Raw genomic sequence first — 25767 nt, 5'->3', positions numbered from 1 at the left:
CTCGGCATGACGAAGGGGGACCCACCAGGCGGTGGGTCCCCCTTCGTCAGGTGGTCCTGAGGTCAGCCGATGAAGGGCTCGAGCTCCTTGACGAGCTTCGGCTTCGGCATCGCGCCGACGAGCGTCTTGACGATCTCGCCGTTCTTGTACACGTGCATCGTGGGGATCGAGGTGATCCCGTAGCGCGAAGTGATCTCGGGGTTCTCGTCGGTGTTGAGCTTGACGATCGACAGCTTGCCGTCGTACTGCCCGGCGAGCTCCTCGAGCACCGGCGCGACCGCGCGGCACGGGCCGCACCAGGGCGCCCAGAAGTCGACGAGGACGGGGGTCTCGCTGCCCAGGACGTCCTGCTCGAACGTCGCGTCGGTGGTGGGCTTGGTGCCAGCCATGGTGATCCTTCCGGTCGGGGTGTGCGTCGGGGTGACGAAGGGGGAGGGAGTGGAGGATGTCAGCGGACGCCGACAGTGCCCTCGACCGGGTCCTCCTGAGAGATGAGCGACTGGTCGGCGGCCGGTGCCCCGGCCTCCTCGCGCTCGGCGAGCCACCGCTCGGCGTCCAGAGCTGCGGAGCAGCCGGACCCGGCGGCCGTGATGGCCTGGCGGTAGGTGTGGTCGACGAGGTCGCCGCAGGCGAAGACCCCGTCGAGGTTCGTGCGGGTCGAGCGACCCTCGGCGAGGACGTAGCCCTCGGTGTCGAGGGCGACCTTCGTCGCGTCGGCGGTCTGCGTGAGCAGCTCGTTGCGGGGGTCGTGACCGATGGCGACGAAGAGGCCGGTGACCTCGAGGTCGCGCTCCGCCCCGGTCTGGGTGTCGCGAAGGGTGATCGAGGAGACCTTGTCCTGCCCGTGGATCGCCGAGACCTCGGAGTTCCACGCGAAACGGATCTTGTCGTTGCCCAGGGCGCGGTCGGCCATGATCTTGCTCGCGCGCAGCTCCTCGCGGCGGTGGACGATCGTCACCGAGCGGGCGAACTTCGTGAGGAAGGTCGCCTCCTCGATCGCGGAGTCGCCACCACCGACGACCGCGATGTCCTGGTCGCGGAAGAAGAAGCCGTCGCACGTGGCGCACCAGCTGACGCCGTGGCCGGACAGGCGCTTCTCGTCAGGCACACCGAGCTCGCGGTAGGCCGAGCCCATCGCGAGGATCACCGCGTGGGCGCGGTGCTCGGTGCCCTCGGAGTCGGTGACGACCTTGATCTCGCCGTCGAGACGCACGGAGGCGACGTCGTCGGTGACGATCTCGGTCCCGAAGCGCTCGGCCTGGCCGCGCATCGACATCATGAGGTCGGGGCCCATGATCCCGTCGGTGAAGCCGGGGAAGTTCTCGACCTCGGTGGTGTTCATCAGCGCGCCACCAGCCGTGACCGCACCCTCGAAGAGCAGGGGTGCGAGGTTGGCTCGGGCGGCGTACACGGCCGCGGTGTAGCCGGCCGGACCGGACCCGATGATGATGACGTTACGGACGTCGGCAGTCACAGATGTAGTCCTCGGATGGTGGGTGCAGGGGTAGATCTTGGGGTCTGTCGTGCTCAACACCCATCGTAGGCGAGCGATTCCCGACCGCCCGCCAGCATGTCCAGGGGGCGCTCAGCGCACCGGCACGCTCGTGTCGTAGATCGGCTCGCAGCCCGCGGCGACGGCCCAGGCACGGGTGCCGTCGTCACCGACCGCGACGAGGAGGAAGCCGGCCCGCCCGTCGAAGGTCCCTACGTCGGCCTGGACGGGGTGCACCTCGCCCGCCCCGATCTGACGCAGGCAGTCCCGCGCCCCGCGCTCGGTCGTCAGCGGGCCGAGCGTCGGCGAGCTCGACGAGTAGGCCACGGCGCCCCGGTGCTCCCGGGTCCACGCGGACGTCGTCCGGGCGGCCCCGTCCTCGAGCGTCGCCTCGGTGTAGCGCCGCTCGGTCATCGTCAGCACGAAGGGGGATGAGCTCTGGAAGGGGGAGCGACCGGAGTTCCCCGAGAAGGCCTTGGTCGAGCTCTCCGCGGACTGCGAGGGCGCGTCCTCGACCCCTTCGTCCCCGTCCGTCAGACCACCGTCTTCGGAGCGGGTCGACGCGGGGCCCGACTCGTCGCCGGCGCTTCCGCCCGCGCCGGAGCCTGCCGAGCTGTCCGCTCCGCCGCGCAGCGTCGTGCTCGCGACGTACCCGGTGCCGGTGACGAGGACGACGGCGGCCGCCGCCCCGAGGAGCCACGACCCGGCCCGACGCCGGTGGGTCGCGAGCGGCGTGACGGTGGCGCCGGCACGTCGTCGTCGGCGCTCCTCGTGCAGCGAGGCCTCGATGCGGGCGACGAGCTCGGGCGGCATCGCCGGGTGCTCGTCACCGGACGGCAGGTCGGCGAGCAGGGCGCGGACGTGCTCGTCGTCGCGCTCCTCGTCGGGGCGCTGCGGGTCCTGCGTCATGCCTCACCTCCTGCGCTCGCTGCGGGGCCCGTGCGGCCCGGGGGCGCGATGCCCCCTTCGTCATCTGACGTGCGGGCACCGTCTGGGGTTCCCGCACGCAGGACGGCGGCCAGGGCGGCGCGGCCACGACTGCCCCGCGACTTCACCGTGCCCTCGGCGACACCGAGCATGCGCGCGGCCTCGGCGACCGGCACGCCGTGCATGTCGACGAGCACGAGGACGAGGCGCTGCGGCTCGGGCAGCGCGGCGAGGGCGTCCTGGACGAGCAGCCGGGTGTCGACCTGCGCGGTCCCGTCGGGACGCGAGGGCAGGCGCGTCGACGCCCGCTCGTCGAGCTCGTCGAGGGAGTCCGTCGGCCGCGCTCGGCGCAGACGGTCCAGGCACGCGTTGACGACGACGCGGTGCAGCCAGGTCGTCACGGCTGCGTCGCCGCGATATCCCTCCGCGCGGCGGAAGGCGGCGAGGAAGCCGTCCTGGACGGCATCAGCCGCCAGCTCGGGGTCGCGGCACACCGAGAGGGCGACGCCCCACATGCGGTCGCGGTGACGGGCGAAGAGCTCGCCGAAGGCGTCCGGGTCACCGGCGACGTGCCGCCGCACGAGCTCGCGGTCGTCGACCTCGTCCAGCGCCCCCCGCACGTCGGCCTAGCGCAGGACGACCTCGGCCAGCGAAGCGCGGTGCCGGCCGTCGTCGCTCTGGACCGTCGTCGTGAACCAGATCGTCACGTACTGCCCGCGGGCTGCGGAGCGGCCGGTGATCGTCACCGAGCCGTTCTTGCCCTCGCTGCGACCCAGCTCCGTGCCGGCGATGCCCGCCTCGTCGCCGACGAAGACCTGGACGGTCGTCGCCTGCGGCAGCTGGAGGGTCGCGCTGCGGACCTGGCGGGCCTGACCGAGATCGAGGACGATGCCGACCCCGCCCTTGTTGCCGAAGTTCGGGGACTCGTAGCCCTCCGTGGTCCACGAGGTCGACAGGTCGTCGTCGTAGACGCGCTGGGCCTCGGAGTTGTGCTCCGCGCCGTCGCCGTTCGGGTCGTAGCCGATGGCACCGATGACCGGGATGGGCTCGCTGGTGCGGGCGCCGTTGCCACCGCCCGAGGGTCGTGAGGTGCTCGAGGACTGCGTGGGGCGCACCGGGTCAGCACCCTGGGCGTCCGAGCCGAAGATCGCGCTGAGGTCGGTGTTGTCGCCGATCTTCGAGACCCCGACCGCGCCGACGACGAGGGCGACGACGACGAAGAGGGCCATGATCGCGATGACGACCCGCGACTGCTCGCGGCTCGGCGGCTCGCCCGCGTCAGCGGGCAGGAGCGGGGCCGGGGGCTCGAGGTCGTCCTGGCTGCCCGCGCTGCCCAGGCTCACCCGGTCGCGGCTCTCGGAGCTGCGGATCGCCTCACGCTGCGCCCGTCGGTCCGCGGCAGCCTCCTCGGCGCGCTCGCGGGTGCGCCGGGCGGCCCGTCCGACGCGCTCGCCGAGGACCTTCCCACCGCCGGCGAGAGCGCCGGCGACCGAGACGGCGGCGGCACCCGCCGCGGCACCGCGGCCGGTCCGGGCGGCGCCGGGCTCGTCGGAGCCCTCCGCCGAGACCACCTGGGTGGGCTCGTCCGAGGGAGCCGTGGCGCCTCGCGAGATCGCCTGCGTGGGCTCGTCGTCGTCGGAGTCGACGGCGGTGCTCCGGTGCTCCTGGGCCGCGAGACCGGCGGCCGGGGTGACCCCGATGACCTGCGTGTCGTCCGGCCCGGGAGAGGCGGGGGCATCGGCGAAGGGGGCCTCGGCCCCGTCGTCCGCCGCGGCCTCGTCGAGGGGCTGGGCCGCGCCGTCGTCGACGGGCGTGCGCGACCACGGGGAGACCGAGGCGGCGTAGTCGCCGGGCGAGGAGGGGCCGGCGTCGTCGGCGAGGGTCTCGCGGCAGATCGTGTCGAGGTCGCTCGGCACGCCGACCGCGAGGTGCGACGGGGGCAGCACGCCGGTGGCGTCGCGCGGTGCCGGCGGCAGCGAGGTGGAGGTCTGGAGCGGCCAGCTGCCGGTGAGACCGGCGTAGGCCAGGGCGACGACACCGGCGCCGTCGAGCGCCGCGGCCTCGTCACCCTCCTCGTCGACGCCCGCCAGCGCGGCGTCGACGGCGAGGCCGCGCACGCGCACGGACCCGTCCGGGCCGACGAAGACGCTGTCGGGGCTGATCGCGAGGTGGTGCAGCCCACGGCTGCGCGCGGCCTCGAGCACGAGGGCGACCTCACCGGTGATCCGGCGGACCTCCTCGGCGGGCAGCCCGTGCGTCGCGAGCTCGGCGAGGGAGCGGTCGTCGCCGCGGAAGGACTCGGTGACCCAGGCGCGCTCGTCGTCGTGGTCGACGTCGAGGATGCGGGTGAGACCGGGGTGACCGACCCCGCTGGCTCGTCGGGCCGCGTCGAGGGCGGCGTCGGTGTGCGGGTCGTCGAGCGGCAGGACGAGGAGCACGACGTCGCGCTCGAGGTCGCTGTCGCGGGCCACCCACCGCTGCCCCGACGAGGGGTCGCCGGTGACGGGCTCCTGGGCACGGCGAGCGATCGCGTACCTGCCGAGCGTGGTACCCGGGTGCACTTCGTGCACGTCAGGGCCCCTTCCGTGTCGAGGTCGTTGCCGCGCCATCCTAGGCGGTCCGGCCGGGCCCTCCTGCTACGCGCGCCGCAGTCGGCGGGTCACCGGCTGGAGCACCGCCGTGACCTCGGTGACGCGCAGCCGGGCCGCGACGAGGAGGGCGACGACGAGCAGGACGACACCGCACACGCCGGTGACGAGGACCGCGGAGAGCCAGCCCTCGTCGAGGACGCGGGTCATGCCGAGGAGGAGGGCACCGGCGACGAAGGTCGCGAGGAGGGTGGAGAGCAGCAGCCGCACGTTCTGCTGGACGACCGAGGCCAGCCCGAGAGAGCCCAGACGGCGGCGCAGCAGGACAAAGCCGAGGATCGCGCCGACGAGGTTGCCGACCGTCTGCCCGACGCCGACCCAGGTCGCCGTGTGCTCGAAGCCGCTGGCCGCCCCGACGAGGGTGAAGGCGACGGAGATGACGGTGACGACGAGCTGGAGGACGAAGGGGGTGCGCCCGTCCTCGTAGGCGTAGCAGGCGCGCTGGACGAGGTAGAACCAGCCGTAGGGGACGAGCCCGAGGCACATCGCGACGAGGACGCCGGTGGCGGCGCGGGCGTCGGCGGCGGGGGTGGAGAAGAGCAGGGCCTGCAGCGCCCACGGGGCGAGCAGGACCATCGCGGCGGTCCCGGGGAAGAGGACGACGGCAGGCATCCGCATGCCCTGGCGCAGGTCGGCAGCCACGGCCTCGGTGTCGCCGTCCTGCGCGTTGCCGCTCAGCCGCGTGAAGATCGCCGTGACGAGCGAGACGGTGATGATCGAGTGCGGCAGCATGAAGATGAGGAAGGCGAAGCCGTACGAGGTGAGCCCGGCGGCGGGGGCACCGGCGCGCTCCGCGTCGAAGGCCGCCCCGGTGAGGACCGGGGTGGTGACGAAAAGGAAGGCGACCTGACCGACGGCCACGGCGCCGAAGGCCCAGGTCGCCATCTTCGAGGCGCTGCCCAGGCCGTAGCCGCGGAAGCCCCACACCGGGCGGTAGCGGAAGCCGATCCGGCGCAGCGCGGGGATGAGCACGAGTGCCTGGACGACGATCGACAGCGTCGCCGACCCCGCGAGGACCCAGATCATCGTGCTGTCCCACAGCCCGACGTCCTGGACGTCCTGACGCCCGGAGAGCATGAACCAGCCCAGACCGGCGATGGCGACGACGTTGGCGAGCGCGGGGGCCCACATGAAGGCCCCGAAGCGGTTGTTGGCCGTGAGCACCTGGCCGAGCAGGGTGTAGAGGCCGTAGAAGAACATCTGCGGCAGGCAGATGAGGGCGAAGGCGACGGCCAGGCCCCGGGCGTCGTCTCCCCAGTCCTTGCTGACGACGAGCCAGACCAGGGCCGGGGCGGCCAGGGTGAGCAGCACCGTCGCCGCGCCCATGATCGTCATCGCGAGGGTGAGCAGCCGGTTGACGTACTCGTCGCCGTCCGCCCGGCGGCTGGCCTTGACGATCTGCGGCACGATGACGGCGTTGAGCACGCCGCCGGCGAGCAGCAGGTGGAAGTTGTTGGGCAGCGTGTTGGCGGCGTTCCACGCATCAGCGGCCAGACCGACGGCGCCGACGACGCCGATCGTCATCGTCTGGCGCAGCAGCCCCAGGACCCGGCTGACGAGGGTCCCGGAGGCCATGAGAGCGCTGGACCGCGCGACGGACGGTGCTGCCGCGGGGGTCTGGGCGCGCTCGGTCATGAGTCCTCGGGGTCTGCGGGTGCTGCGGGGGTGGGCCGACGACGCACGGTACGCCAGGTGCCGAAGGCGACGGAAGCGAGCGCCACGAGAGCGACACCCCAGTAGATCCAGCCCCCGGTGGGGCTCACCCGGACGCGCAGCTCGGCGGGCTCGGCGAGCGCACGCCCCTTCGGGTCGGTCACCTCGACCTCGATCGGGACCCGACCGGGCGCCAGGGCGCTCGCCTGGACCGTCACCGTGCGCCGCGACTGCGGGCCGACGGTGATGGGCTCGGGGTCACCGTCGATGCGCAGGATCGGCGAGCCCGGGTCGAGCCGGACCTGGAGGTCGTGCAGCTCGACGTCGCTCGTGTTGCGCACCGTGATCTGCAGCCGCCCGGTGTCGGCGAAGAAGTTCACCTCGCCCGAGGCGACCTCGAGCTGGCGTCCTGTCGCGGTGACGTCCCGGTGCAGCCGCGAGGCGAGGACGCGGAAGTGCCACTGCGAGGAGCGCCAGCGCGCCGAGGTCAGCTGCGCCTGCGACGCCGCGACGGCACGCTGCCACTGCGGGCCGTCGGCGCGCACGGTCGCGACCGAGCGCCGGGTGGCGATGTCGGCCACGACCCGCCGCGCGCGGGCGTCGGTGAGGACCGGCTCCGGCGGGTCCTCGAGCGTGTCGGGGATGTCGATCTCCTGCTCGGGCGACTCCGGCGCCGTCGCCCGGGGGCTCGCGAGCGTCCCGCGTGCCGTCCACGGGATGTCGGCGACGGCCTCGCGCATCGCCCGGTAGGCCTGCGGGTTGGGGCGGGCCGAGCGCGGGGGCACGACGAGCAGGGTCCGTGAGGTGCCTGGCAGGTCCCCGAGCACCGAGGCGGAGTCGGCGACGAGGCGCTGGGTGGCCAGGACCGCGTCGTCGTCCTCGCGCAGCGAGCCCACGACCGCCGAGAGCTCGGGGTCGCTGACGAGCAGCGGCGTGCCGCCCCGGCTGGTCTGGAAGGCGTCGGGCGTGAAGGCGGTGTCCGTGAGCGCCGTGCGGGGCACGAGGACCGTGGGCTGGCTGCCGTAGACCCGCTCGAGCGCGGCCGAGCGGTCGCCCGCGATCAGGTCGTCGGCGGGCCAGGCGATGTCGCTGCGCGCCCCGAGCGCCTCGGCGGCCTCCTGACCCCCGGTGACGCGGGGTCGCACGAGGGTGCGGGCGGCATCGGACTCCGCGGCGGCGGCGACGTCGGCGTCGGCCTCGGGCAGCACGGCCGTGCGGTCGGGGTCGAGCTCGGCGGCGAGGTCGCGCGCGAGGTCCTCGCGGACCTCGAGCTCGCCGCGGGACAGGCCGGTGTCGTCGTCGGGCACGGCGTCGGGCAGCAGGAGGGGGTCGAGGAGCCACAGGTCACCGGGGCGCGGGGCGCTCGAGGCGATCTGGGCGAGGTCGGACCCCGGCCCGGCGGCGGCCTGCCAGGCCCGCGTGCGCGAGTCGCCCGGCGCCGCCCACAGCTGGTTGGAGGAGGGGAGCGTCACGGGCACGCCCCACAGCATCTTCAGCGGCTCGTACTCCTTGGCCCGGTGGATCCCGAGGAAGGTGTGCACCTGGTCCTGCCCGGACTGGACGCTGATCGGCGCGGCACCCCAGGACCGGCCGGGCAGCAGGTCCGCCCCGTCGACCTCCAGCTCGAAGGTCGTGCTCTGGCCCGGGACGAGCCGGCTGGTCGCGATCTCGCGGTCGAGCGCCGACCCGGTGACCCGGGCGTCCCCCTTCGCCCAGTCGTCGATGCCCTCGCGGGTCATCTCCGCCTCGCCGAGGAGGACGGAGACCGCGGGGTTCTCCAGGGTCGTCGACCCGTCGTTGGTGAGCCGCCCGCGGATCGTCGCCGACCCGCTGCTCGCACCCGTCGCGTCGACGACCGGGGTGATCGAGGTGAGGGTGAGGCTGCTGGAGGCGTCGGACGCTGAGGCGCGGGCGGGCAGGGCAGGGGCGAGCAGGCCGACGAGGGCTGCGGCGACGCACGCGCCCCGCAGCGACCTCAGGCGTCGCCCGCGAGCCGCTGCCACGCCTCCCTCGCGATGCGCCGCTCGTTGGGGAAGGTGAGGTGCCGGTGCGCGTCGCGCAGGAGCAGCCAGGCGACGTCGACGGCCTCGTGGTCGGGGTCGTTGTCGATCGTCAGGTACCCGCCGATGGCCTCGAGCAGGTAGTGGTGGACGAACTTGTGGATCCGGCGGTCGCTCGTGGCGAACCAGTAGTCGATCGTCCCGAGCTCGACGAGGACCCGCGCCTCGATGCCGGTCTCCTCGGCGACCTCGCGGGCCGCGGTCTCGACGAGGGTCTCCTCGCCCTCGATGTGGCCCTTCGGCAGGCACCACTCGAGGCGGCCGGCGCGGTTGCGCCGCGCGATGACGGCGATCCTCGCCTGGCCCTCGTGGACGTCGACGACGACCCCGCCGGCGCTGCGCTCCTCGACCGCGGGCAGGCGCCGCGGGGATCGAGGGGCGTGGGCCGGGTGTGCCATGTGGTCACTGTAGCCAGAGGGTCCTGGGAGGGCCCTGGGGCGACGACGGGGTCAGATCCCCTGCTCCCGTCCAGCCCACGTCCAGGCTTCGCCGACATACTGGGGCTCCCCCGGGGAGACGCCCCGCTCACGAGGAGACCAGCCGCACCCGATGGAGACCGACAGTCCCCGTTCCTGTGCCCCTGACCACCGCGCTCGACCCGGGTCCGCCCGTGTCGTGACCTCCCAGCGGGCGGTGATGCGCTGATGTGGGCCCTCTCCCTCCTCCTCGGCGTCCTCGTCGTGCTGGCGATCACCGCCGCCACCGGCTGGTTCGTCGCCCAGGAGTTCGCCTACATGTCGGTGGACCGCTCCCGGCTCAAGGCCCGCGCCCAGGCCGGTGACGCCGCGGCCGAGCGTGCCCTCGCGGTCACCCGGCGCACGTCCTTCATGCTCTCGGGCGCCCAGCTCGGCATCACCGTCACCGCGCTGCTCGTCGGCTACGTCGCCGAACCCCTCATCGGGCAGTCGCTCGGCGAGGCCCTCGGCGGGGTCGGCGTGCCCACCGCGGTCGGGGTCGGGGTCGGCACCGTGCTCGCCCTGCTGCTGTCGACCTTCGTGCAGATGATCTTCGGCGAGCTCTTCCCGAAGAACCTCGCGATCGCCCGCCCCGAGATGCTCGCGGTGCGCCTCGCGACGTCGACGACGCTCTACCTGCGCCTCTTCGGCTGGCTCATCACCTTCTTCGATAAGGCGTCCAACGCCCTGCTCCGCGCCGCCGGCATGGAGCCGGTCCACGACGTCGAGCACGCGGCGACGCCGCGCGACCTCGAGCACATCGTCGCCGACTCCCGCGAGAGCGGGGACCTGCCGGCCGAGCTGTCGGTGCTCCTCGACCGGGTCCTCGACTTCCCCGACGACGACGTCGAGCACGCGATGATCCCGCGGTCCCGCGTCGACGTCGTGCGTCCCGACGACGCGGTCGACACCCTCTGGGGCCTCATGGCCGCCGGTCACTCGCGCTACCCGGTGCTCGACGAGCACGACGAGGTCGTCGGCGTCGTGCACCTCCAGGACGTCCTCGGCGCGGGCCGCGGGGGTGGCGGCACCGCCGCCGACCTCATGCGCGACGCCGTGCGGGTGCCCACGCTCATGCGTCTGCCCGACGCCCTGCGCACGATGGCCCAGGAGCGCGCGCAGCTGCTCTGCGTCCTCGACGAGTACGGCGGCTTCGCCGGGGTCGTCACGGCCGAGGACCTCGCCGAGGAGATCGTCGGCGAGATCGAGGACGAGCACGACCCCGAGCCGCCGACGACGCAGGAGGGCGAGCCCGGCAGCTGGACCGTGCCCGGCGACCTCCACGTCGACGAGGTCGAGCGGCTCGTCGAGCGCGATCTCGCGCAGAGCGAGGCCGAGACCGTCGGCGGTCTGCTCATCGAGGCCCACGGCTCCCTGCCGGAGGTGGGCACGACGGTCGCCGTCGCCCTCCCGCCGGACCCCGTCGCGGCCCTCGAGGACGACGAGCCGGGGCTGGAGCACATCCGGCTCGAGGTGCTCGAGGTCGAGCGGCACGTGCCGTCGGTCGTCCGGGTGAGCCTCGAGGAGGGGCCACCCCCCGAGCCCGATCCCGATCACGACACCGATGACCACGCCAGCCCGACGCAGGAGGACCCCCGATGAGCCCGCTCGTCGTCGTCGCCGTCACCGTCCTGCTCATCGTCCTCAGCGCCTTCTTCGTCGCCGCGGAGTTCGCGCTCCTCGCCGTCAAGCGGCACCGCCTGCAGGACAACGCCGGCTCGAGCCGGTCCGCCCGCGCCGCGCTGCGCAGCTTCGACGAGCTCACCGTGCTCCTCGCCGGCTGCCAGCTCGGCATCACCGCCGCGGCCCTGGGCCTGGGTGCGGTGACCAAGCCCGCGCTCGACTACGCGCTGACGCCGGTCTTCGAGTCGTGGGGCCTGCCGGCCTGGCTGGCCGGCACCCTCGGCTTCGTCCTCGCCCTGCTCGTCGTCACCTTCCTCCACCTCGTCATCGGCGAGATGGCACCGAAGTCGTGGGCGATCGCGCACCCCGAGACCGCGGCCACCGCGCTCGCGCTGCCGATGCGCGGCTTCATGTTCGTCACCCGTCCGCTGCTCGTCGCCCTCAACGAGGCGGCCAACTGGTGCCTGCGCCGGGTCGGCGTCGAGCCCCAGGACAGCCCCCACAGCGGCCAGAGCGCGGCCGACCTGCGTCAGCTCGTCGAGCACTCCGCGGGCGCCGGCACCCTCGACGAGGACCGCTCGCGCCAGCTGACCTCGGCGCTCGAGCTCGAGACGCTCACCGTCGGCGACCTCGTCCGCGAGGGCGCCCGGGCGACGGCCGTGACGACCGAGCAGGACGTCGCCGCCGTGCGCGCCGCGACCGTGACGTCGGGCCACCTGCGGGTGCTCGTGCGCTCCGGCGGCCGGGTCGTCGGCGTCGTCCACGTGCGCGACACCATGCTCGAGCCGGACGACCGACCGGCAGGCGAGGTCATGCGCCCCGTCCTGCACCTCGACGCGGGCACCGCTCCGCACGAGGCGCTGACGACGATGCGCGACACGCGCTCGCACCTCGCGGTCGTCGAGCGCGACGGCGTGCCGGTCGGGGTCGTCACCCTCACCGACATCGTCCAGCGCCTCTTCCCCGTCGAGCGCGCCGCCTGACCGCGGCACCGGGCGAAGGGGGCGTCTCGTCCCCTTCGTCCGCAGCGGACCTCGGCCCCGCGCCCGGGTCCGGGACGTCCGCGCCGCTAGCCTCGGGCGCGTGAGCACCCCGTCGCCGCCCGCTCCCCGGATCCCCGGGCTCGAGCACGTGCGCCGGCTGGGGGCCGGCGGCTTCGCCGACGTGCACCTCTACCGCCAGGAGCTGCCGCGCATGCTCGTCGCGGTCAAGGTGCTGCGCACCGCGGCCGGTGACCTGCGCGAGCAGCTCGTCGCCGAGGCCAACACCATGGCCGAGCTCGCCGAGCACCCCTACATCGTCACGGTGCTGCGCGCCGACGTCACCGACGACGGCCGGCCCTACCTCGTCATGGCCTACTACCCGGGCACCTCGCTGGCGGCCCGGGCCCGTCGCTCGCCGCTGTCCGTCGCCGAGACCCTGCGCGCCGGCGTCCAGCTCGCCTCCGCCGTGGAGACCGCGCACCGCGCCGGGGTGCTCCACCGCGACATCAAGCCGGCCAACGTCCTGCTCACCTCCTACGGCACCCCCGTCCTCGCCGACTTCGGCATCGCCGGGCGCACCGCCGAGGTCGACGACGAGGACGACGTCGGCGTCTCTGTCGCGTGGGCACCGCCCGAGGTGCTGCGCGGGCGCTCGAACGGCTCCGTCGCCGCCGACGTCTACTCGCTGAGCGCGACCCTGTCCTACCTGCTCACCGGGCGCACCCCCTTCGAGGACCCGGGCGGCGACAACTCCGCCGACGCGCTCCTCGTGCGCACCACCCGGGAGCCGCCGCGCCGTACCGGGCGCGAGGACGTGCCCGAGGCGCTCGAACGCCTCCTCCAGCACGGCATGGCCAAGGACCCCGCCCATCGCCCCGGCTCCGCGCTCGCCCTCGCGCTGGACCTCCAGCGGGTCGAGGCGCAGCTGCGCCTCCCCCGCACGGAGACCGTGGTCCTCGACCACGACGACGACGGGCTGCACACGGTCACCGGTGACGCGACGAGTGTGCGCTCCGTGCTCGCCGACACCCCGGACCTGCCGCCGGTCTCGACCCCGCAGGACCCGCGGTCCACCCCCAACGCCTCGACCCCTGGGCCCTCGCCGTCTCCTCGACCCCGCTGGCCGTGGGTCGCGGCCGCCGCTGCCGCCGCCGTGCTCCTCGTCGGGGGAGCGGTCGGTGGCGCGGTCCTCCTGCTGCCCGAGGACGAGCAGAGCACCGCCGGCACGACCTCGGCCACCTCCTCGGGCACGGAGGGGTCGAGCACGCAGGGGTCGAGCACGCAGAGCTCGAGCACCGGGGGGCAGACGGACGCGGCGGTCGACCCCTGCCTCGTCGGGACGTGGGAGACCTCGAGCTACGAGGAGACCGTCCCCCTGCTGGGCACGCTCACCGATCTCGAGCGGACGATGACCTTCGGCACCGACGGCCGTCTCACGACGACCTACGACGACGCCCGGCCGAAGGGGGCCGGCGCCGGCTGGGTCTTCGACGGCACGGTCGTCTACGACGTGACGACCTCGGGCGGCACCATGTCCTTCGAGCTCGTCCGCGACGGGCTCACCGTCACCGGGGGGCCCGGCGACCTGCCGCCGGGCACCGGCGACGTGCGGTACACGTGCTCGGGAGACACCTTCACCGAGACCGCGACGGGGCTCGACGCGACCTTCACCCGTCGCTGACCGGCCGGCCGCGCGGGTCCCCCGGCGGCACGCAGGCGCACCGCTCGCGCCGTCGCACCTATCCTTGGTCCCCGTGCCCACCCCGTCGACCCCGCCCCAGATCCCCCGCGAGGTGCTCGAGGACGCCGTCGCCCACCTCGCGCCCGTGCTCCCCCTCCTGCGCGAGCTCGGCGAGCGGTTCAGCGCGAAGGGGCACGACCTCGCCCTCGTCGGCGGTCCCGTCCGCGACGCCTTCCTCGGCCGCGAGAGCCTCGACCTGGACCTCACGACGAGCGCCGGCCCCGAGGTCACCGAGGAGATCCTCGCCGCCTGGGGCGACGCGCACTGGGACATGGGGCGTGACTTCGGCACCATCGGCGCCCGCCGAGGAGAGCACGTCGTCGAGGTGACGACCTACCGCGCCGACGAGTACGACGGCACGACCCGCAAGCCCGTCGTCGCCTTCGGCGACACGCTCGAGGGGGACCTCGTGCGGCGCGACTTCACCGTCAACGCGATGGCCCTGCGCCTGCCCGACCTCGAGCTCGTCGACCCCCACGGCGGTCTCGTCGACCTCGCCGCCTACCGGCTGCGCACACCCTCGGCCCCCGAGGTCTCCTTCGCCGACGACCCGCTGCGGATGATGCGCGCGGCCCGCTTCGTCGCCCAGCTCGGTCTCGTGCCGGTCCCCGAGGTCGTCACGGCGATGGAGCAGGCCGCGACGACCCTGCAGATCGTCTCGGCCGAGCGGGTGCGCGACGAGCTCGTCAAGCTCCTCCTCGCCCCGGACCCCGTCACCGGCCTGCGGCTGCTCGTCGACACCGGGCTCGCCGAGCAGGTGTTGCCCGAGCTGCCCGCCCTGCAGCTCGAGATCGACGAGCACCACCGCCACAAGGACGTCTACGAGCACTCCCTCACCGTCCTCGAGCAGGCGATCGACCTCGAGACCGGCCCGGACGGCGACGTGCCCGCGCCCGACCTCGTCCTGCGCCTGGCCGCGCTGCTCCACGACATCGGCAAGCCGCCGACCCGGCGCTTCGAGACCGGGGGTGGCGTCTCCTTCCACCACCACGACGTCGTCGGCGCCAAGCTCACGGCGAAGCGGATGCGCGCGCTGCGCTTCGACAAGGACACGACGAAGGCGGTCGCCCGGCTCGTCGAGCTGCACCTGCGCTTCCACGGGTACGGCGACGGGCAGTGGACCGACTCGGCCGTGCGCCGCTACGTCACCGACGCCGGCCCTCTCCTCACCCGGCTGCACCGGCTCACCCGGGCCGACTGCACGACGCGCAACCAGCGCAAGGCCCGCCGCCTCTCGCACGCCTACGACGACCTCGAGCTCCGCATCGAGCGCCTCCTCGAGGCCGAGGAGCTCGGCAAGGTCCGCCCAGAGCTCGACGGTCACGAGATCGGCGAGCTGCTCGGCATCCGCCCGGGACCGGTCCTCGGCCGCGCCTACTCCTACCTGCTCTCCGTGCGCCTCGACGACGGCCCGATCGGCAAGGAGGCCGCCGCCGACCGGCTGCGGCAGTGGTGGGCCCAGCAGCCCGAGCACGAGGGCTGAGCGACCCGGGGCGAAGGGGGGAGTCCTCCCCATTCCGCAGAGGCTGCGCGCCATCTAGGTTCGACTCCGAGCACCGGCCCCTGGGGTCGGCCGACGCCACAGCCGACGGAGCAGGGAGAGACGATGAGCGTCCAGCAGGGCATGGACACCGCTCGCATCCGCGAGATCGCCGAACAGCTGCGCAGCCAGCGCGAGAAGATCGAGGGCGTGCGCCAGAGCGGGAGCACCAGCGCGAAGGTCCTGCGCGACAGCTGGGCCGGCGCCGACCTCTCCGGCTTCACCGAGCGCTGGGACGGGCCCGTCGTCAAGCAGCTCATGGACGCGGCCACCCAGATCGGCGCGGCCGCGGACCTCATGGTCCAGCAGGCCACCGACCAGGACGACACGAGCAGCCTGGGCGGCGGCAGCGGCCCCGGCGCCGGCGGCCCGGGTGGCGGCCCGGGCGGGGGGCCCGGCGGCCAGGGACCCGGGGGCGGGGGCGACGGCTCCCAGCCCGGCGACATGAAGGGTACGTGGTCCCCCTTCGACCGGGACCAGGACTCGCCCTTCATCCGCACGAACACGGACGAGGACGGCAACCTCCACCACTACGACCCCCTCACCGGCAAGCGCTGGGTCGAGGACGCCGAGGGTCGGTGGACCAACGAGACGGACGGCCGCGGGCACACGTCCTTCACCGAGACCGAGACGACCGACCGGGGCAACGGCTGGGAGAGCGAGCGCGAGTCGACCCGCGGCGAGGGCGGCGGGCGTCGGGAGTACGGCGAGTCCTGGAGCACCGAGCGCGACTTCGACGAGAACGTCGGCTCGCGCGCCAAGGACGTCCTCGACCAGGTGCAGAGCGAGCCCTTCGTCGAGTCGAAGGCCGAGACCGAGGTGAGCGCTGCCGTCCTGCGCGGCGAGGCGGGCGACGAGAGCCTCGGCGCGAGCGGCGAGCTGCTGTCCGCCGAGGCGGGCGCGGACGCCGCGGCCGGCATCGACGCCACCCGGGGCGCGTACGCCGAGGCCAACGCCCACGCCGGTGCCTACCTCGGCAAGGGCGAGGCCCACTTCGCGACCGACAGCGGCACCGCCGGCGAGGTCTCCGCCTACCTCGGCGGCGAGGCCAACGCCGAGGCCCAGGCCCAGATCGGCCCGGGCGGCGCGTCGATCAGCGCCGGCGCCGACGCCTTCGTCGGCGGCAAGGCCGAGGCCGGCATCAGCCAGGACATCGGCGACTACGGCTCGGTCGGAGTCGGCGGGTCCGTCTCGTACGGCATCGGCGCCGAGGCCAACGTCGACGCCGAGGCCTCCTGGGACCGCATCGGCTTCAGCGGCGAGGTCGGGCTGACCCTGGGTCTGGGCGCCTCGCTCGACTTCGACGTCTCGATCTCCCCGAAGGAGATCATCGGCTCGCTCAACCCCTTCGACTGACCCGGTCGCGACCGGCCCCGAGCACCACCTGCCCCGGCACCTGCCAGGGTGGGCACCAGACCACCGCAGCAGCGACGTGAAGGAGCACCTCCGATGCCCACCGTGACCTACCCCAGCGACGTCGTCCCCGGTCCCCCGCGGATCGCCCTGGAGATCCCCGAGGGCTGGGAGCAGGTGTGGACCCCCGAGACCCTCGTCGCGGTCCGCGAGGCCGGGGTGACCGACCACTTCGCGCCCAACGCCGTCGTGCGCTTCTTCCAGCGGGTCGGCACCTTCGGCCCCGACGACATCGAGCGCGAGATGCGCGAGTACGCCGGGCGTCAGCGCGACGGCGAGGTCGGCCCGGTGAAGAGCCAGACCATCAACGGCCGCGAGTGGATCGGCATCGACGTCGCCTTCGTCGACGAGCAGGCGGGCACCATCGCGCAGCTGCACTGGTTCACCGCGCAGCAGCAGAACGACGTCGTCGACGTGCTTCAGGCGACCGCGTCCTTCGCGGCCTCGCGCAAGGAGAGCGACTACCCCGTCCTCGACGCCCTCGTCGACTCGATCCGGGTCAACCCCTGACACCCATCACCCCGAGGGCCCAGACCGGCCGCGCGTCGGTCATGATGGCCCCCGACATCACGAGGACCAGGGGAGAGACGAGATGCCGCAGCTGAGCTACCCGAGCGACACCTTCCCGGGGCCGCCGGGGGTGACCCTCGACGTGCCGCAGACGTGGGCGCCGGTGCGCGTCGGCGGCACTCTCATGGCGTGCCGCAAGATCGACAGCGACCACGGCTTCGCGCCGAACGTCGTCGTCCGCGGCTTCCAGCGCACCGCCGACTTCACGATCCGCGCGGCCCTGGCCGAGCTGCGGGCCTTCGTCGCCGAGCGTGGCGAAGGGAGGGTCGACGAGCCCTTCGAGCTCGAGCTGGGGGGCGTGCCCTTCCTCGGGGTCAACGTCTCGTGGACCGACGACGAGATCGGCACCGTCGTGCAGATCCACCTCTTCGCCGGGTCTCGGCGGGGGCGCATCGTCGACATCGTCCAGGCCACGGGCTCGGTCGGCGGCGACGACATGGAGCGCTCCTACGGAGAGGTCCAGGGCATCCTGCAGTCCGTGCGGGTCACGGCGTGAGCCCCTCCGACCTGCCCGGGAGCCGCCTCGTCCTCACCGCCGGGGCGGCGACCGACGTCGGGCGGGTGCGCACGCACAACGAGGACTCCGGGCTGGCCGAGGGCGGGCTCTTCCTCGTCGCCGACGGCATGGGCGGGCACGCGGCGGGCGAGGTGGCCAGCGGCATCGCGGTCGACACGATGCGCGAGCTCGTCGGTCGGCACGACCTCACGGCGGAGGCGGTGGGCGAGCAGATCGGGCTGGCCAACCGCCGCATCCTCGACGAGATGGCGGCCGACCCCGACAAGCAGGGCATGGGCACGACGGTCAGCGGCATCGCTCTCGTCGTCACCGGGGGAACCGACCACTGGGCGGTCTTCAACGTCGGCGACTCCCGTGTCTACCGGCTCATCGACGGCGCGCTCATGGCGATGACCGTCGACCACTCCGAGGTCCGAGAGCTTGTCGACGCCGGTGTCATCACCGCCGAGGAGGCCCGCACCCACCCCAAGCGCAACGTCGTGACCCGCTCGCTCGGCACGACCTACGCGGCCACGCCCGACGTCCGCGTCGTGCCGCCGCACGCCGGCGAGCGCTTCCTCGTGTGCTCCGACGGGCTCACCGGCGAGCTCACCGACGACCAGGTCCGCGACCTCCTCGTGCGCCACGCCGACCCGCAGCGGGCGGCCGAGGCGCTCGTGCGCGCGGCGGTCGAGGCGGGCGGCCGGGACAACGTCACCGTCGTTGTCGTCGATCTGGGCGAAGCCGGGGCAGACTCGTCCCAGACAGTCACCTCGCCCCGGGCGCACGTCGACACGGCGCCCCGGTCGAGCCACGAAGGGAGCTGACATGGAGCTGCGGATCGCGGCCCTGGACGACGTGCCGGGCTGGAGCGTCCTGCGTCGCCCTGAGGTGAGCCTGCTCCTGCACGGGGCCGACGAGATCACCGCACGGGTCGCGGCCGCTCTCGACGAGCGCCGCGGCGAGGACGTCGTCGACGTCGTCGTCGACACGCTCACCGCTGACGGCTTCCGCTCCACCCCCGACTTCGCCCTCGCCACCCCCGACGGGCGTCTCGTCGCCCGGGGTGCCGGCGAGGTGCGGCTCGGCGACGACCGGTCGGTCGTCGCCGGCCCCCGCATGCCGTGGCGCGACGAGGACGCCCCCGACGGGGTCGGCGAGGTCACGCTCGCCGTCGTCGGCGTCGAGGCCGCCCCGGCGCTCGAGGCGTCGGGTGCTGACGCGCCGGCGGTCGAGGAGAGCCCTGCTCCCGCGGAGCCGGCTGCCGTCGAGCAGGACGGGCCCGAGGGGTCCCCGGTCGCCGACCAGCTCGCCCCCGTGCCCGGCGCGACCGACGACGGCGCAGACGACGACAGCGTGCTCGTGCAGGCCCCGGACGAGCCGGTCGCCGACCAGCTCGCGCAGGAGCAGCCCGTCGCCGATGACCAGCCCGTCGAGCCCGTCGCCGGTGACGAGCCCGTCGAGCAGGTCGAGCAGGACCAGCAGGACCGGCCGGCTCCCGACGGTCCCGTCGAGGAGCCCGCTGACCCCTCGACCGAGGAGCCCTCCGGTCCGTCGGCCGACGTCCCGGCCGCCGCCCCGGAGACCGAGTCGGCCGCCGTACCCCCGCCCCCGCCGTCCGGCTGGGCCATGCCGTCGGTCTTCGGCGCCGCGAGCCCGCCTCCGCCCGCCCCGCCGTCACCGGTGCCCCCGCAGGACGGCGACGTCGCCCGACCCACCCTCACCGTCGTCCCCGAGCCGGAGCCCGAGCCCGTCTCCGAGCAGCCGGTCGTCACCGAGCCCGCGCACGAGCCGCGCCCGCAGACCGGGGACCAGCAGCAGGACGCGGCCCTGGCCGCCGGGTCCGCCCCGACCGACGAGGAGGAGGACGAGCTGCCCTCCTTCGACTTCCTCTTCGGCGCGACGAGCCACCACCGCAGCTCGCTCGTCGCCCAGGCCGAGGAGGAGGACCAGATCGACTCCGGTCCGGTCGCCGCGGCCGGTGGCTACCAGGCCCCCGAGGACGCCGCCCACGCGACGCTCGCGCCCCCGGAGGAGGAGCACGACGAGCCCGAGCCGGTCGTCGAGACGCCCGCCGAGCCGTCGCCGCCGGCACCTCCCGCGCCGGTCGGTGGCCCCTTCGACCCGCCGCCGGCCACACCCGAGGGCACGCCGCCCCCGCCGCCTCCTGCCGGCGAGGACGGCCTGATCTCCGCGGTCCCGTGGGGAGCAGGTGCCGCGTCCGCCGCACCCCAGCCCACCGCACCCGAGCCCGCCGCGCCGGAGCCGGCCGGGCAGGAGCCGACCGCGCCCGAGCCGTCGGCGCCCGCCGAGCACGAGGCCCCCGCGGCCCAGGCACCCGAGCCGGTGGCCCCGGGAGCGGTCCCGCCGCCCCCGGTCGCTCCCTTCGGCATCGGTCTGCCCAGTGCCATGCCGAGCTTCGGCACCCCCACCGAGTCCGGGCCGCGTCCGCTCGAGCCGGCCCAGGAGCACGACCCCTACGCCGTGCCCGAGTCGACCGGCCCGATGGTCCTCGCCGTGCGCTGCCCGAGCGGCCACGCGAGCGCCCCCCACGCCGTGAGCTGCCGCGTGTGCGGTGCGGCGCTGCCCTCGCAGCAGCCCGAGCCGACGCCCCGTCCGGCCCTGGGCCTGCTGCGGCTGTCGACCGGCGACGTCGTCACCCTCGACCGCGGGGTGCTCATCGGCCGCGCGCCGAAGTCGGCGCCCGAGCTGCCCGCCGCGCAGGCACCGCACCTCGTGCGGGTGCCGAGCCCGGACAACGAGATCTCGCGCAACCACGTCGAGGTCATCCTCGACGGCTGGCACGTGCTCGTGCGCGACCTCGGCTCGACGAACGGCACGACCATCACGCTGCCGCAGGACCACCCCGTGCGGCTGCGCCCCGGCGACCAGCAGAGCATCGAGCCCGGCACGACGATCACCCTCGCCGACCAGGTGAGCGCGGTCTTCGAGGTGACCGGGTGATGCGTCGGTGAGTCAGGCCGTCCCCCCCGTCCTCGACGGGCTGGACTACATCCAGCCGCTGGGCTCCGGCGGCTATGCCGACGTGTACCTGTACGAGCAGCAGATGCCGCGGATGAAGGTCGCGGTCAAGGTGCTCAAGAGCGAGGGCCTCACGGTCGGCATCAAGCAGCAGTTCATCGACGAGGCCAACACGATGGCCCAGCTCGCCGACCACCCCTACATCGTCCAGGTCTTCCGGGCCGGCACGAGCGAGGACGGCCGGCCCTTCCTCGTCATGAAGTACTACCCGCCGCCGAACCTCGCGCAGCGGGCCCGTCGAGAGCGCTTCTCCGTCGAGGAGGTGCTGCGCACCGGCATCCAGCTCGCCTCGGCCGTCGAGACCGCCCACCGCGCCGGCGTCATCCACCGCGACATCAAGCCGGCGAACGTCCTCGTCAGCCAGTACGGCTCGCCGGGCCTGACCGACTTCGGCATCGCCGGCATCGGCGGGGCTCTCGAGGACCTCGACGACGACATCGGCGTCTCCGTGCCGTGGGCACCCCCCGAGGTGCTCTACGGGCAGAGCAACGGCGACGCGCGCGCCGACGTCTACGCGCTCGCGGCCACCCTGTGGCAGCTGCTCGTCGGGCGTTCCCCCTTCGAGGTGCCGGGCGGCGACAACTCCGCGTACGCCCTCATGCCCCGCATCCGGTCCAACCCGCCGCCCGAGACCGAGCGGGCCGACGTCCCGGCCTCGCTCGAGCGGCTCCTCGCCCAGGCGATGAGCAAGAACCCCCTCGCGCGGCCCGCGACGGCCCTCGAGCTCGCCCGATCGCTGCAGCACATCGAGCAGCAGGAGCGCTTCTCGCGCACCGCGATCGTCGTCCTCGACGAGGAGGGCCACACGGCGAGCCGACCTGCCGCCCAGGCACCCGACCCGACCCGGCTGCGGCACGCCACCCCCGCTCCGGGCTCCGGGCGCACCCTGCCGCCCCCGCCCCTCGGCCAGCCCGTCATCGGCGGCGAGCTGAGCGGCGGCCGGGGGATCCCCGGCAGCCCGGCCGTCTCCTTCACCACGGGTGCCCAGGGCCCCGCCTCGAGCACCGTCACCGGGCCCCAGCCCGGGTACCAGTCGGGTCCGAGCGGTGCCCGTTCGGACCACGCGTCCGGTCCGTCCCCCTTCGCGCCGGTCACCTCCGGACCGCGCCCTGCGACGACCGGTGGGTCCGGACCGGGGCAGACGTCCGGTCGGCACGGCAGCGGCGGGCCCGACCGTCGTCTCCTCGTGCCGGCGATCGCCGCCGGTGCCCTCGCCCTGCTGCTCCTCGTCGGGGGCGGCATCTACCTCTCGACGCGTGGCGGCGACGAGCCCGGGCCCGGGACGACCACCGAGGCCGGGGGCGAGCTCGCGGGCACGCCCGTCATCGCGTCGATCGCCAACGGCGAGGGCGACAAGGTGACCATCGACATGACGATGGACGGCGCCCAGGAGGGCGACACCTTCCAGGTCAAGGCCGTGCAGACCGAGTCGCAGGACCCCGAGCCCTCGGAGTTCGAGTCCTCCGTCGAGGTGAGCGCCCCGAGCACCGAGGTAGGCAAGGCGACCTTCCCGACGAACGCGTCACCGGGCACCCGGGTCTGCGCGATCGCGCGCGTCGCCCGTGGCGAGCAGACGACGCAGTGGAGCGCGCCCGAGTGCGTGGACGTGAAGTGACGTGACCACCCCGCCCCCCGCGCCGCCGAGCCGTGGCCGCGTCCGTCGGGACGACCCGCCGGCCCCCGCCCCGTCTGACGAGCCCGAGGCCCCGCGCCGCGGGCTCACCGTCGGTCTGCTCCCCTTCGTGCTCGGCGTGCTCGGGCTCGTCCTCGTCAGCCTGGTCGTGCTCCTCGTCTACCTCTCCGGGCGCGACGAGCCCGAGCCCGCGGCGACGTACACCTCGGCCGCGACGGACGTCGACGCGATCACCGGTGCTCCGACGGTGACCCTCACCCCCGCCTCGTCGGGGCACGTGATGACCGTCGAGATCGCGTACGACGGTGCGGCAGAGGACGACCGGTACCGGGTGGTCGTCATGAGCGGCAGGCCGCAGGGCGACCCCGACGCGACGGAGTTCGACTTCTCCCGAGGCGTTACCCTCGCGCCAGGGGTGTCCCAGTACCGGGTGAGCATCACGTCCGGTGTGCGGCTGTGCGCTCAGGCACGCGTCGTGCGGGGAGCCGCCGAGTCCGCGTGGTCGTCGACGAAGTGCGAGGTGCAGAGGTGAGCGAGCAGGGGCAGCCGGCAGGCGGCGTGAGCGTCGACTTCTGCGGCGAGATCTACCCGGCCGACCCGACGCGGCCGTTGACCATCGGGCGCGAGGGCGACGTCGAGATCGACGACAACCCCTTCTTGCACCGCTCCTTCCTCCAGATCACCCACGAGGGCGGCTTCTGGTGGCTCACCAACGTCGGCTCGACGCTCACGGCGACGGTGGCCGACAAGAAGGGCCTGCTCCAGGCCTGGCTGAGCCCCGGCGCGCGGATCCCGCTCGCCTTCGAGCGCGTCACGGTGTGGTTCACCGCGGGCCCCACGACCTACGACTTCGACGTCGTCGCCGACACCCCGTCCTTCCAGATGGTGGACAACGAGGCCCTCGAGCCCGACGCGACCGGCGAGACGACGGTCGGGCGGGTGTCCTTCACCCCGGACCAGAAGCTCCTCGTCATCGCGCTGTGCGAGGACTTCCTGCGCCGGGACACCGCGGGCACCGGCTCGATCCCCAGCTCGGCCGACGCCGCCCGACGCCTCGGGTGGACCGTGACGAAGTTCAACCGCAAGCTCGACAACGTCTGCTCGAAGCTCGCCGACGCCGGCACGCGAGGGCTGCACGGCGGACCGGGCAAGCTCGCGAGCAACCGCAAGACGCGGCTCGTCGAGCACGCGCTGTCGACGCGTCTGGTGACCGTCCAGGACCTCGCGCTGCTCGACCACCCGACCGAGTGACCTGACCATGCCGCGCACGCGCCGTCGTGGGCTCGCCGTCGTCTCGGGGACCCTCTTCACCCTCGCCGTGGGGGTGAGCGCCGTCTTCGCCGCGCGCAGCACCGGCGAGCCCGTGCACGAGATCGCGCTCGGCGACGGCGGCGTGTGGGTCACCTCGGGCGAGAGCGGCATGTGGGGGCGGGTCGACCGAGGCGCGAACCAGCTCGGCACCGTCGTGCCGGGCGGCGCCTCGCAGGAGACGTCCTCGACCCGGCGCGCCGACGTGCTCCAGGACGGCCGGCTCGTCGTCGGGGTGAGCGCCGACGGCGCGCTCGTGCCCCTCGACGCGGCGACGGGCCAGGCAGGAGAGAGCCGCGGCCAGCTCCCGAAGGCCACCTACAGCAGCGGCGACCGCCTCTACCGCCCGCCGCTCGTCGACCTGCGCGGCCGGACGATCGCGATGGTCGAGCCCGGCACCGGTCGGGTCTGGGCGCAGCGCCTCGACGCCGACGGCGTCGGTGACCTCTCCGCGATGACGACCTCGTCGCCCCCGCTCGCCACCGTCGACCAGGGCGACGCCGCCGTCGCGGTCGACGTCGACGGCAACGTCAAGGTCGTCTCGGCGACCACCGGGACGGTGCTCGACATCCCGGCCGAGGGCGACGGCTTCGGCGAGCCGGAGCGGGAGACCCTCGAGCTCGGCGGCAACGGCGTCGACATCACCGCCGTCGGCGACCGGTGGGTCGTCCTCGACCCGACGAACGGCCGGGTGTGGGTCGAGGGGCAGGACGACCCGCAGCACGTCGACGGAGCGCCGAGCGGCGGTGACGGCCCGCCGCTCTACGCCGCGCTCCAGGTGCCGGGGGTCGAGGCCGACTCCGTCGCGGTGACGACCGACCTCAAGACGGTCCTCGTCGGCACCCAGGGCTCGGGCACGAGCCGTCGCGGCATCGACTTCGGCGAGAGCACCCAGGCGGTGTCGATCCGCAGCCACTTCGTCGCCCGCCCGGTCGTCAACGGCCCGTGCCTGCTCGGCGTGCGCTCGCAGGGCACCCGGGTGCGCTACCAGGTGGTCTGCAGCGACGAGACCCTCCCCGCCACCGAGGTCGTGCTCCCGGGCAACCTCGCCCGCTCCACCCCGGTCGTCCTGCGGCTCAACCGCGGGCAGGTCCTCGTCAACGACCTCGACACGGGGCGCGTCCTCGACCTCTCGCTCGACCGCGAGCTGCGCATCGACACCTGGCCCACGGCCGATCAGCTGACCACCCTCAAGAGCAGGAGTTCGTGACCATGAGCGTGACCCAGGAGCAGGCCGGCTGGTTCGCCCAGACCTTCGCGCAGATGGTCGGCAACGTCGACCGGGCCGTGCTCGGCAAGCAGCACGTCGTGCGGCTCGCGCTCACCTGCCTGCTCTCCGAGGGCCACCTGCTCCTCGAGGACTACCCGGGCACGGGCAAGACCCAGCTCGCCCGCGCCATCGCGGCCACCGTCCAGGGCAGCAACAGCCGGATCCAGTTCACCCCCGACCTGCTGCCGAGCGACGTCACCGGCGTGACGATCTACGACCAGAGCACGAAGCGCTTCGACTTCCACAAGGGCCCGGTCTTCGCGACGATCGTCCTCGCCGACGAGATCAACCGCGCCTCGCCGAAGACGCAGTCCGCCCTGCTGGAGGTCATGGAGGAGGGTCGGGTCACGGCCGACGGCACGACCCACGAGGTCGGCCGCCCCTTCATGGTCATCGCGACGCAGAACCCCATCGAGCAGGCCGGCACCTACCGCCTGCCCGAGGCCCAGCTCGACCGCTTCCTCATGAAGACGTCGTTGGGCTACCCCGATCACGAGGCCACCGTGGCGGTCCTGGCCGACGCGGCCCGCCGCGACCGCACCGCCGGTCTGCGCCCGGTCCTCGCCGCGCAGGTCGTCTCCGACATGGGCGGGCTGGCCGACCAGGTGCACGTCGACGCGGCGATCCTCGCCTACGTCGCCCGCATCGCCGAGGAGACCCGGCGTCACCGCAACGTGCGGCTCGGGCTGTCGGTGCGCGGGTGCCTGGCCTTCGTGCGCTGCGCGAAGACCTGGGCGGTCAGCCAGGGCCGCACCCACGTCGTCCCGGACGACATCAAGATCATCGCGGAGCCGATCATGGCCCACCGCCTCCTGCTCACCTCCGAGGCGGAGTTCGCCGGTGTCCAGGTCGGCGACGTCGTCGGCCAGGTCCTCGGCGAGGTCGCCCCGCCGACCGAGCGGAGCCGCTGAGC

Annotated in this window: 22 protein-coding genes; 14 read left to right on the top strand and 8 right to left on the bottom strand. The window is 74.0% G+C overall.

The window, feature by feature from the left end:
• Positions 1-62 precede the first annotated feature (62 nt).
• The 8 genes from trxA to L6241_RS06930 form a co-directional block, all read right to left on the bottom strand.
• Positions 63-389 (bottom strand): thioredoxin, encoded by a 327-nt coding sequence (gene trxA, locus L6241_RS06965; protein ID WP_354588680.1) that lies wholly within the window; start codon positions 387-389, stop codon positions 63-65.
• Positions 390-448: 59 nt separating this feature from the next.
• The gene (gene trxB, locus L6241_RS06960; RefSeq protein WP_368245508.1) at positions 449-1474 is read right to left on the bottom strand and encodes a thioredoxin-disulfide reductase; all 1026 of its coding nucleotides are present in this window, start codon (positions 1472-1474) and stop codon (positions 449-451) included.
• 111 nt (positions 1475-1585) lie between these two features.
• Complete coding sequence (locus L6241_RS06955) at positions 1586-2401, bottom strand: hypothetical protein (protein ID WP_368245507.1); 816 nt, start codon at positions 2399-2401, stop codon at positions 1586-1588.
• Positions 2398-3039: an RNA polymerase sigma factor SigM gene (sigM, locus tag L6241_RS06950; RefSeq protein ID WP_368245506.1), complete on the bottom strand. Its 642-nt coding sequence runs from the start codon at positions 3037-3039 to the stop codon at positions 2398-2400. Before sigM ends, L6241_RS06955 begins: the two co-directional genes overlap by 4 nt.
• Positions 3040-3045: 6 nt before the next feature.
• Positions 3046-4890, bottom strand: coding sequence for a hypothetical protein (locus tag L6241_RS06945; protein ID WP_368245505.1), 1845 nt, complete (start codon positions 4888-4890; stop codon positions 3046-3048).
• A gap of 165 nt (positions 4891-5055) precedes the next feature.
• Positions 5056-6702, bottom strand: coding sequence for a murein biosynthesis integral membrane protein MurJ (gene murJ, locus L6241_RS06940; RefSeq protein ID WP_368245504.1), 1647 nt, complete (start codon positions 6700-6702; stop codon positions 5056-5058).
• Positions 6699-8723, bottom strand: coding sequence for a DUF6049 family protein (locus tag L6241_RS06935; RefSeq protein WP_368245503.1), 2025 nt, complete (start codon positions 8721-8723; stop codon positions 6699-6701). The genes murJ and L6241_RS06935 overlap by 4 nt, the downstream gene beginning before the upstream one ends.
• Positions 8696-9178 carry an NUDIX hydrolase gene (locus L6241_RS06930; protein WP_068270844.1) on the bottom strand — a complete coding sequence of 161 codons (483 nt, stop codon included), beginning with the start codon at positions 9176-9178 and terminating at the stop codon, positions 8696-8698. Before L6241_RS06930 ends, L6241_RS06935 begins: the two co-directional genes overlap by 28 nt.
• 246 nt (positions 9179-9424) lie before the next feature.
• On the opposite strand from L6241_RS06930, the gene L6241_RS06925 reads away from it, so the two are divergent.
• From L6241_RS06925 to L6241_RS06860, 14 genes are all read left to right on the top strand, one after another.
• Complete coding sequence (locus L6241_RS06925; RefSeq protein WP_368245502.1) at positions 9425-10837, top strand: hemolysin family protein; 1413 nt, start codon at positions 9425-9427, stop codon at positions 10835-10837.
• Complete coding sequence (locus L6241_RS06920) at positions 10834-11841, top strand: CNNM domain-containing protein (protein ID WP_368245501.1); 1008 nt, start codon at positions 10834-10836, stop codon at positions 11839-11841. Before L6241_RS06925 ends, L6241_RS06920 begins: the two co-directional genes overlap by 4 nt.
• Before the next feature lie 100 nt (positions 11842-11941).
• Positions 11942-13522, top strand: a complete 1581-nt coding sequence (locus L6241_RS06915) for a serine/threonine-protein kinase (protein WP_368245500.1) — start codon at positions 11942-11944, stop codon at positions 13520-13522.
• A gap of 73 nt (positions 13523-13595) precedes the next feature.
• On the top strand, positions 13596-15065 hold the full coding sequence (locus L6241_RS06910) for a CCA tRNA nucleotidyltransferase (protein ID WP_368245499.1): 1470 nt from the start codon (positions 13596-13598) through the stop codon (positions 15063-15065).
• Positions 15066-15188: 123 nt separating this feature from the next.
• On the top strand, positions 15189-16478 hold the full coding sequence (locus tag L6241_RS06905) for a hypothetical protein (RefSeq protein ID WP_368245498.1): 1290 nt from the start codon (positions 15189-15191) through the stop codon (positions 16476-16478).
• 93 nt (positions 16479-16571) lie between these two features.
• The gene (locus L6241_RS06900; protein ID WP_123093606.1) at positions 16572-17045 is read left to right on the top strand and encodes a hypothetical protein; all 474 of its coding nucleotides are present in this window, start codon (positions 16572-16574) and stop codon (positions 17043-17045) included.
• Positions 17046-17127: 82 nt separating this feature from the next.
• Positions 17128-17601, top strand: coding sequence for a hypothetical protein (locus L6241_RS06895; RefSeq protein WP_068270822.1), 474 nt, complete (start codon positions 17128-17130; stop codon positions 17599-17601).
• Complete coding sequence (locus L6241_RS06890) at positions 17598-18428, top strand: PP2C family serine/threonine-protein phosphatase (RefSeq protein ID WP_224767067.1); 831 nt, start codon at positions 17598-17600, stop codon at positions 18426-18428. The genes L6241_RS06895 and L6241_RS06890 overlap by 4 nt, the downstream gene beginning before the upstream one ends.
• 1 nt (position 18429) lies before the next feature.
• Positions 18430-20565: an FHA domain-containing protein gene (locus L6241_RS06885; RefSeq protein ID WP_368245497.1), complete on the top strand. Its 2136-nt coding sequence runs from the start codon at positions 18430-18432 to the stop codon at positions 20563-20565.
• Positions 20566-20572: 7 nt separating this feature from the next.
• The gene (locus L6241_RS06880; protein ID WP_368245496.1) at positions 20573-22258 is read left to right on the top strand and encodes a protein kinase; all 1686 of its coding nucleotides are present in this window, start codon (positions 20573-20575) and stop codon (positions 22256-22258) included.
• Position 22259: 1 nt separating this feature from the next.
• Positions 22260-22808 (top strand): hypothetical protein, encoded by a 549-nt coding sequence (locus L6241_RS06875; RefSeq protein ID WP_368245495.1) that lies wholly within the window; start codon positions 22260-22262, stop codon positions 22806-22808.
• Positions 22809-22834: 26 nt separating this feature from the next.
• A complete protein-coding gene (locus L6241_RS06870) occupies positions 22835-23527 on the top strand; it encodes a hypothetical protein (RefSeq protein ID WP_123093635.1) in 693 nt (230 codons plus the stop codon).
• 7 nt (positions 23528-23534) lie between these two features.
• Entirely contained in the window at positions 23535-24794 is a 1260-nt protein-coding gene (locus tag L6241_RS06865) for a hypothetical protein (protein WP_368245494.1), read from the top strand.
• 2 nt (positions 24795-24796) lie between these two features.
• Positions 24797-25765 carry an AAA family ATPase gene (locus L6241_RS06860; RefSeq protein ID WP_368245493.1) on the top strand — a complete coding sequence of 323 codons (969 nt, stop codon included), beginning with the start codon at positions 24797-24799 and terminating at the stop codon, positions 25763-25765.
• Positions 25766-25767 lie beyond the last annotated feature (2 nt).

The sequence above is a fragment of the Janibacter sp. Y6 genome, assembly GCF_040900765.1.
In the GTDB taxonomy this organism is placed as follows: Bacteria; Actinomycetota; Actinomycetes; order Actinomycetales; family Dermatophilaceae; genus Marihabitans; species Marihabitans melonis.
This window is presented reverse-complemented; position numbering and strand designations above follow the sequence as displayed.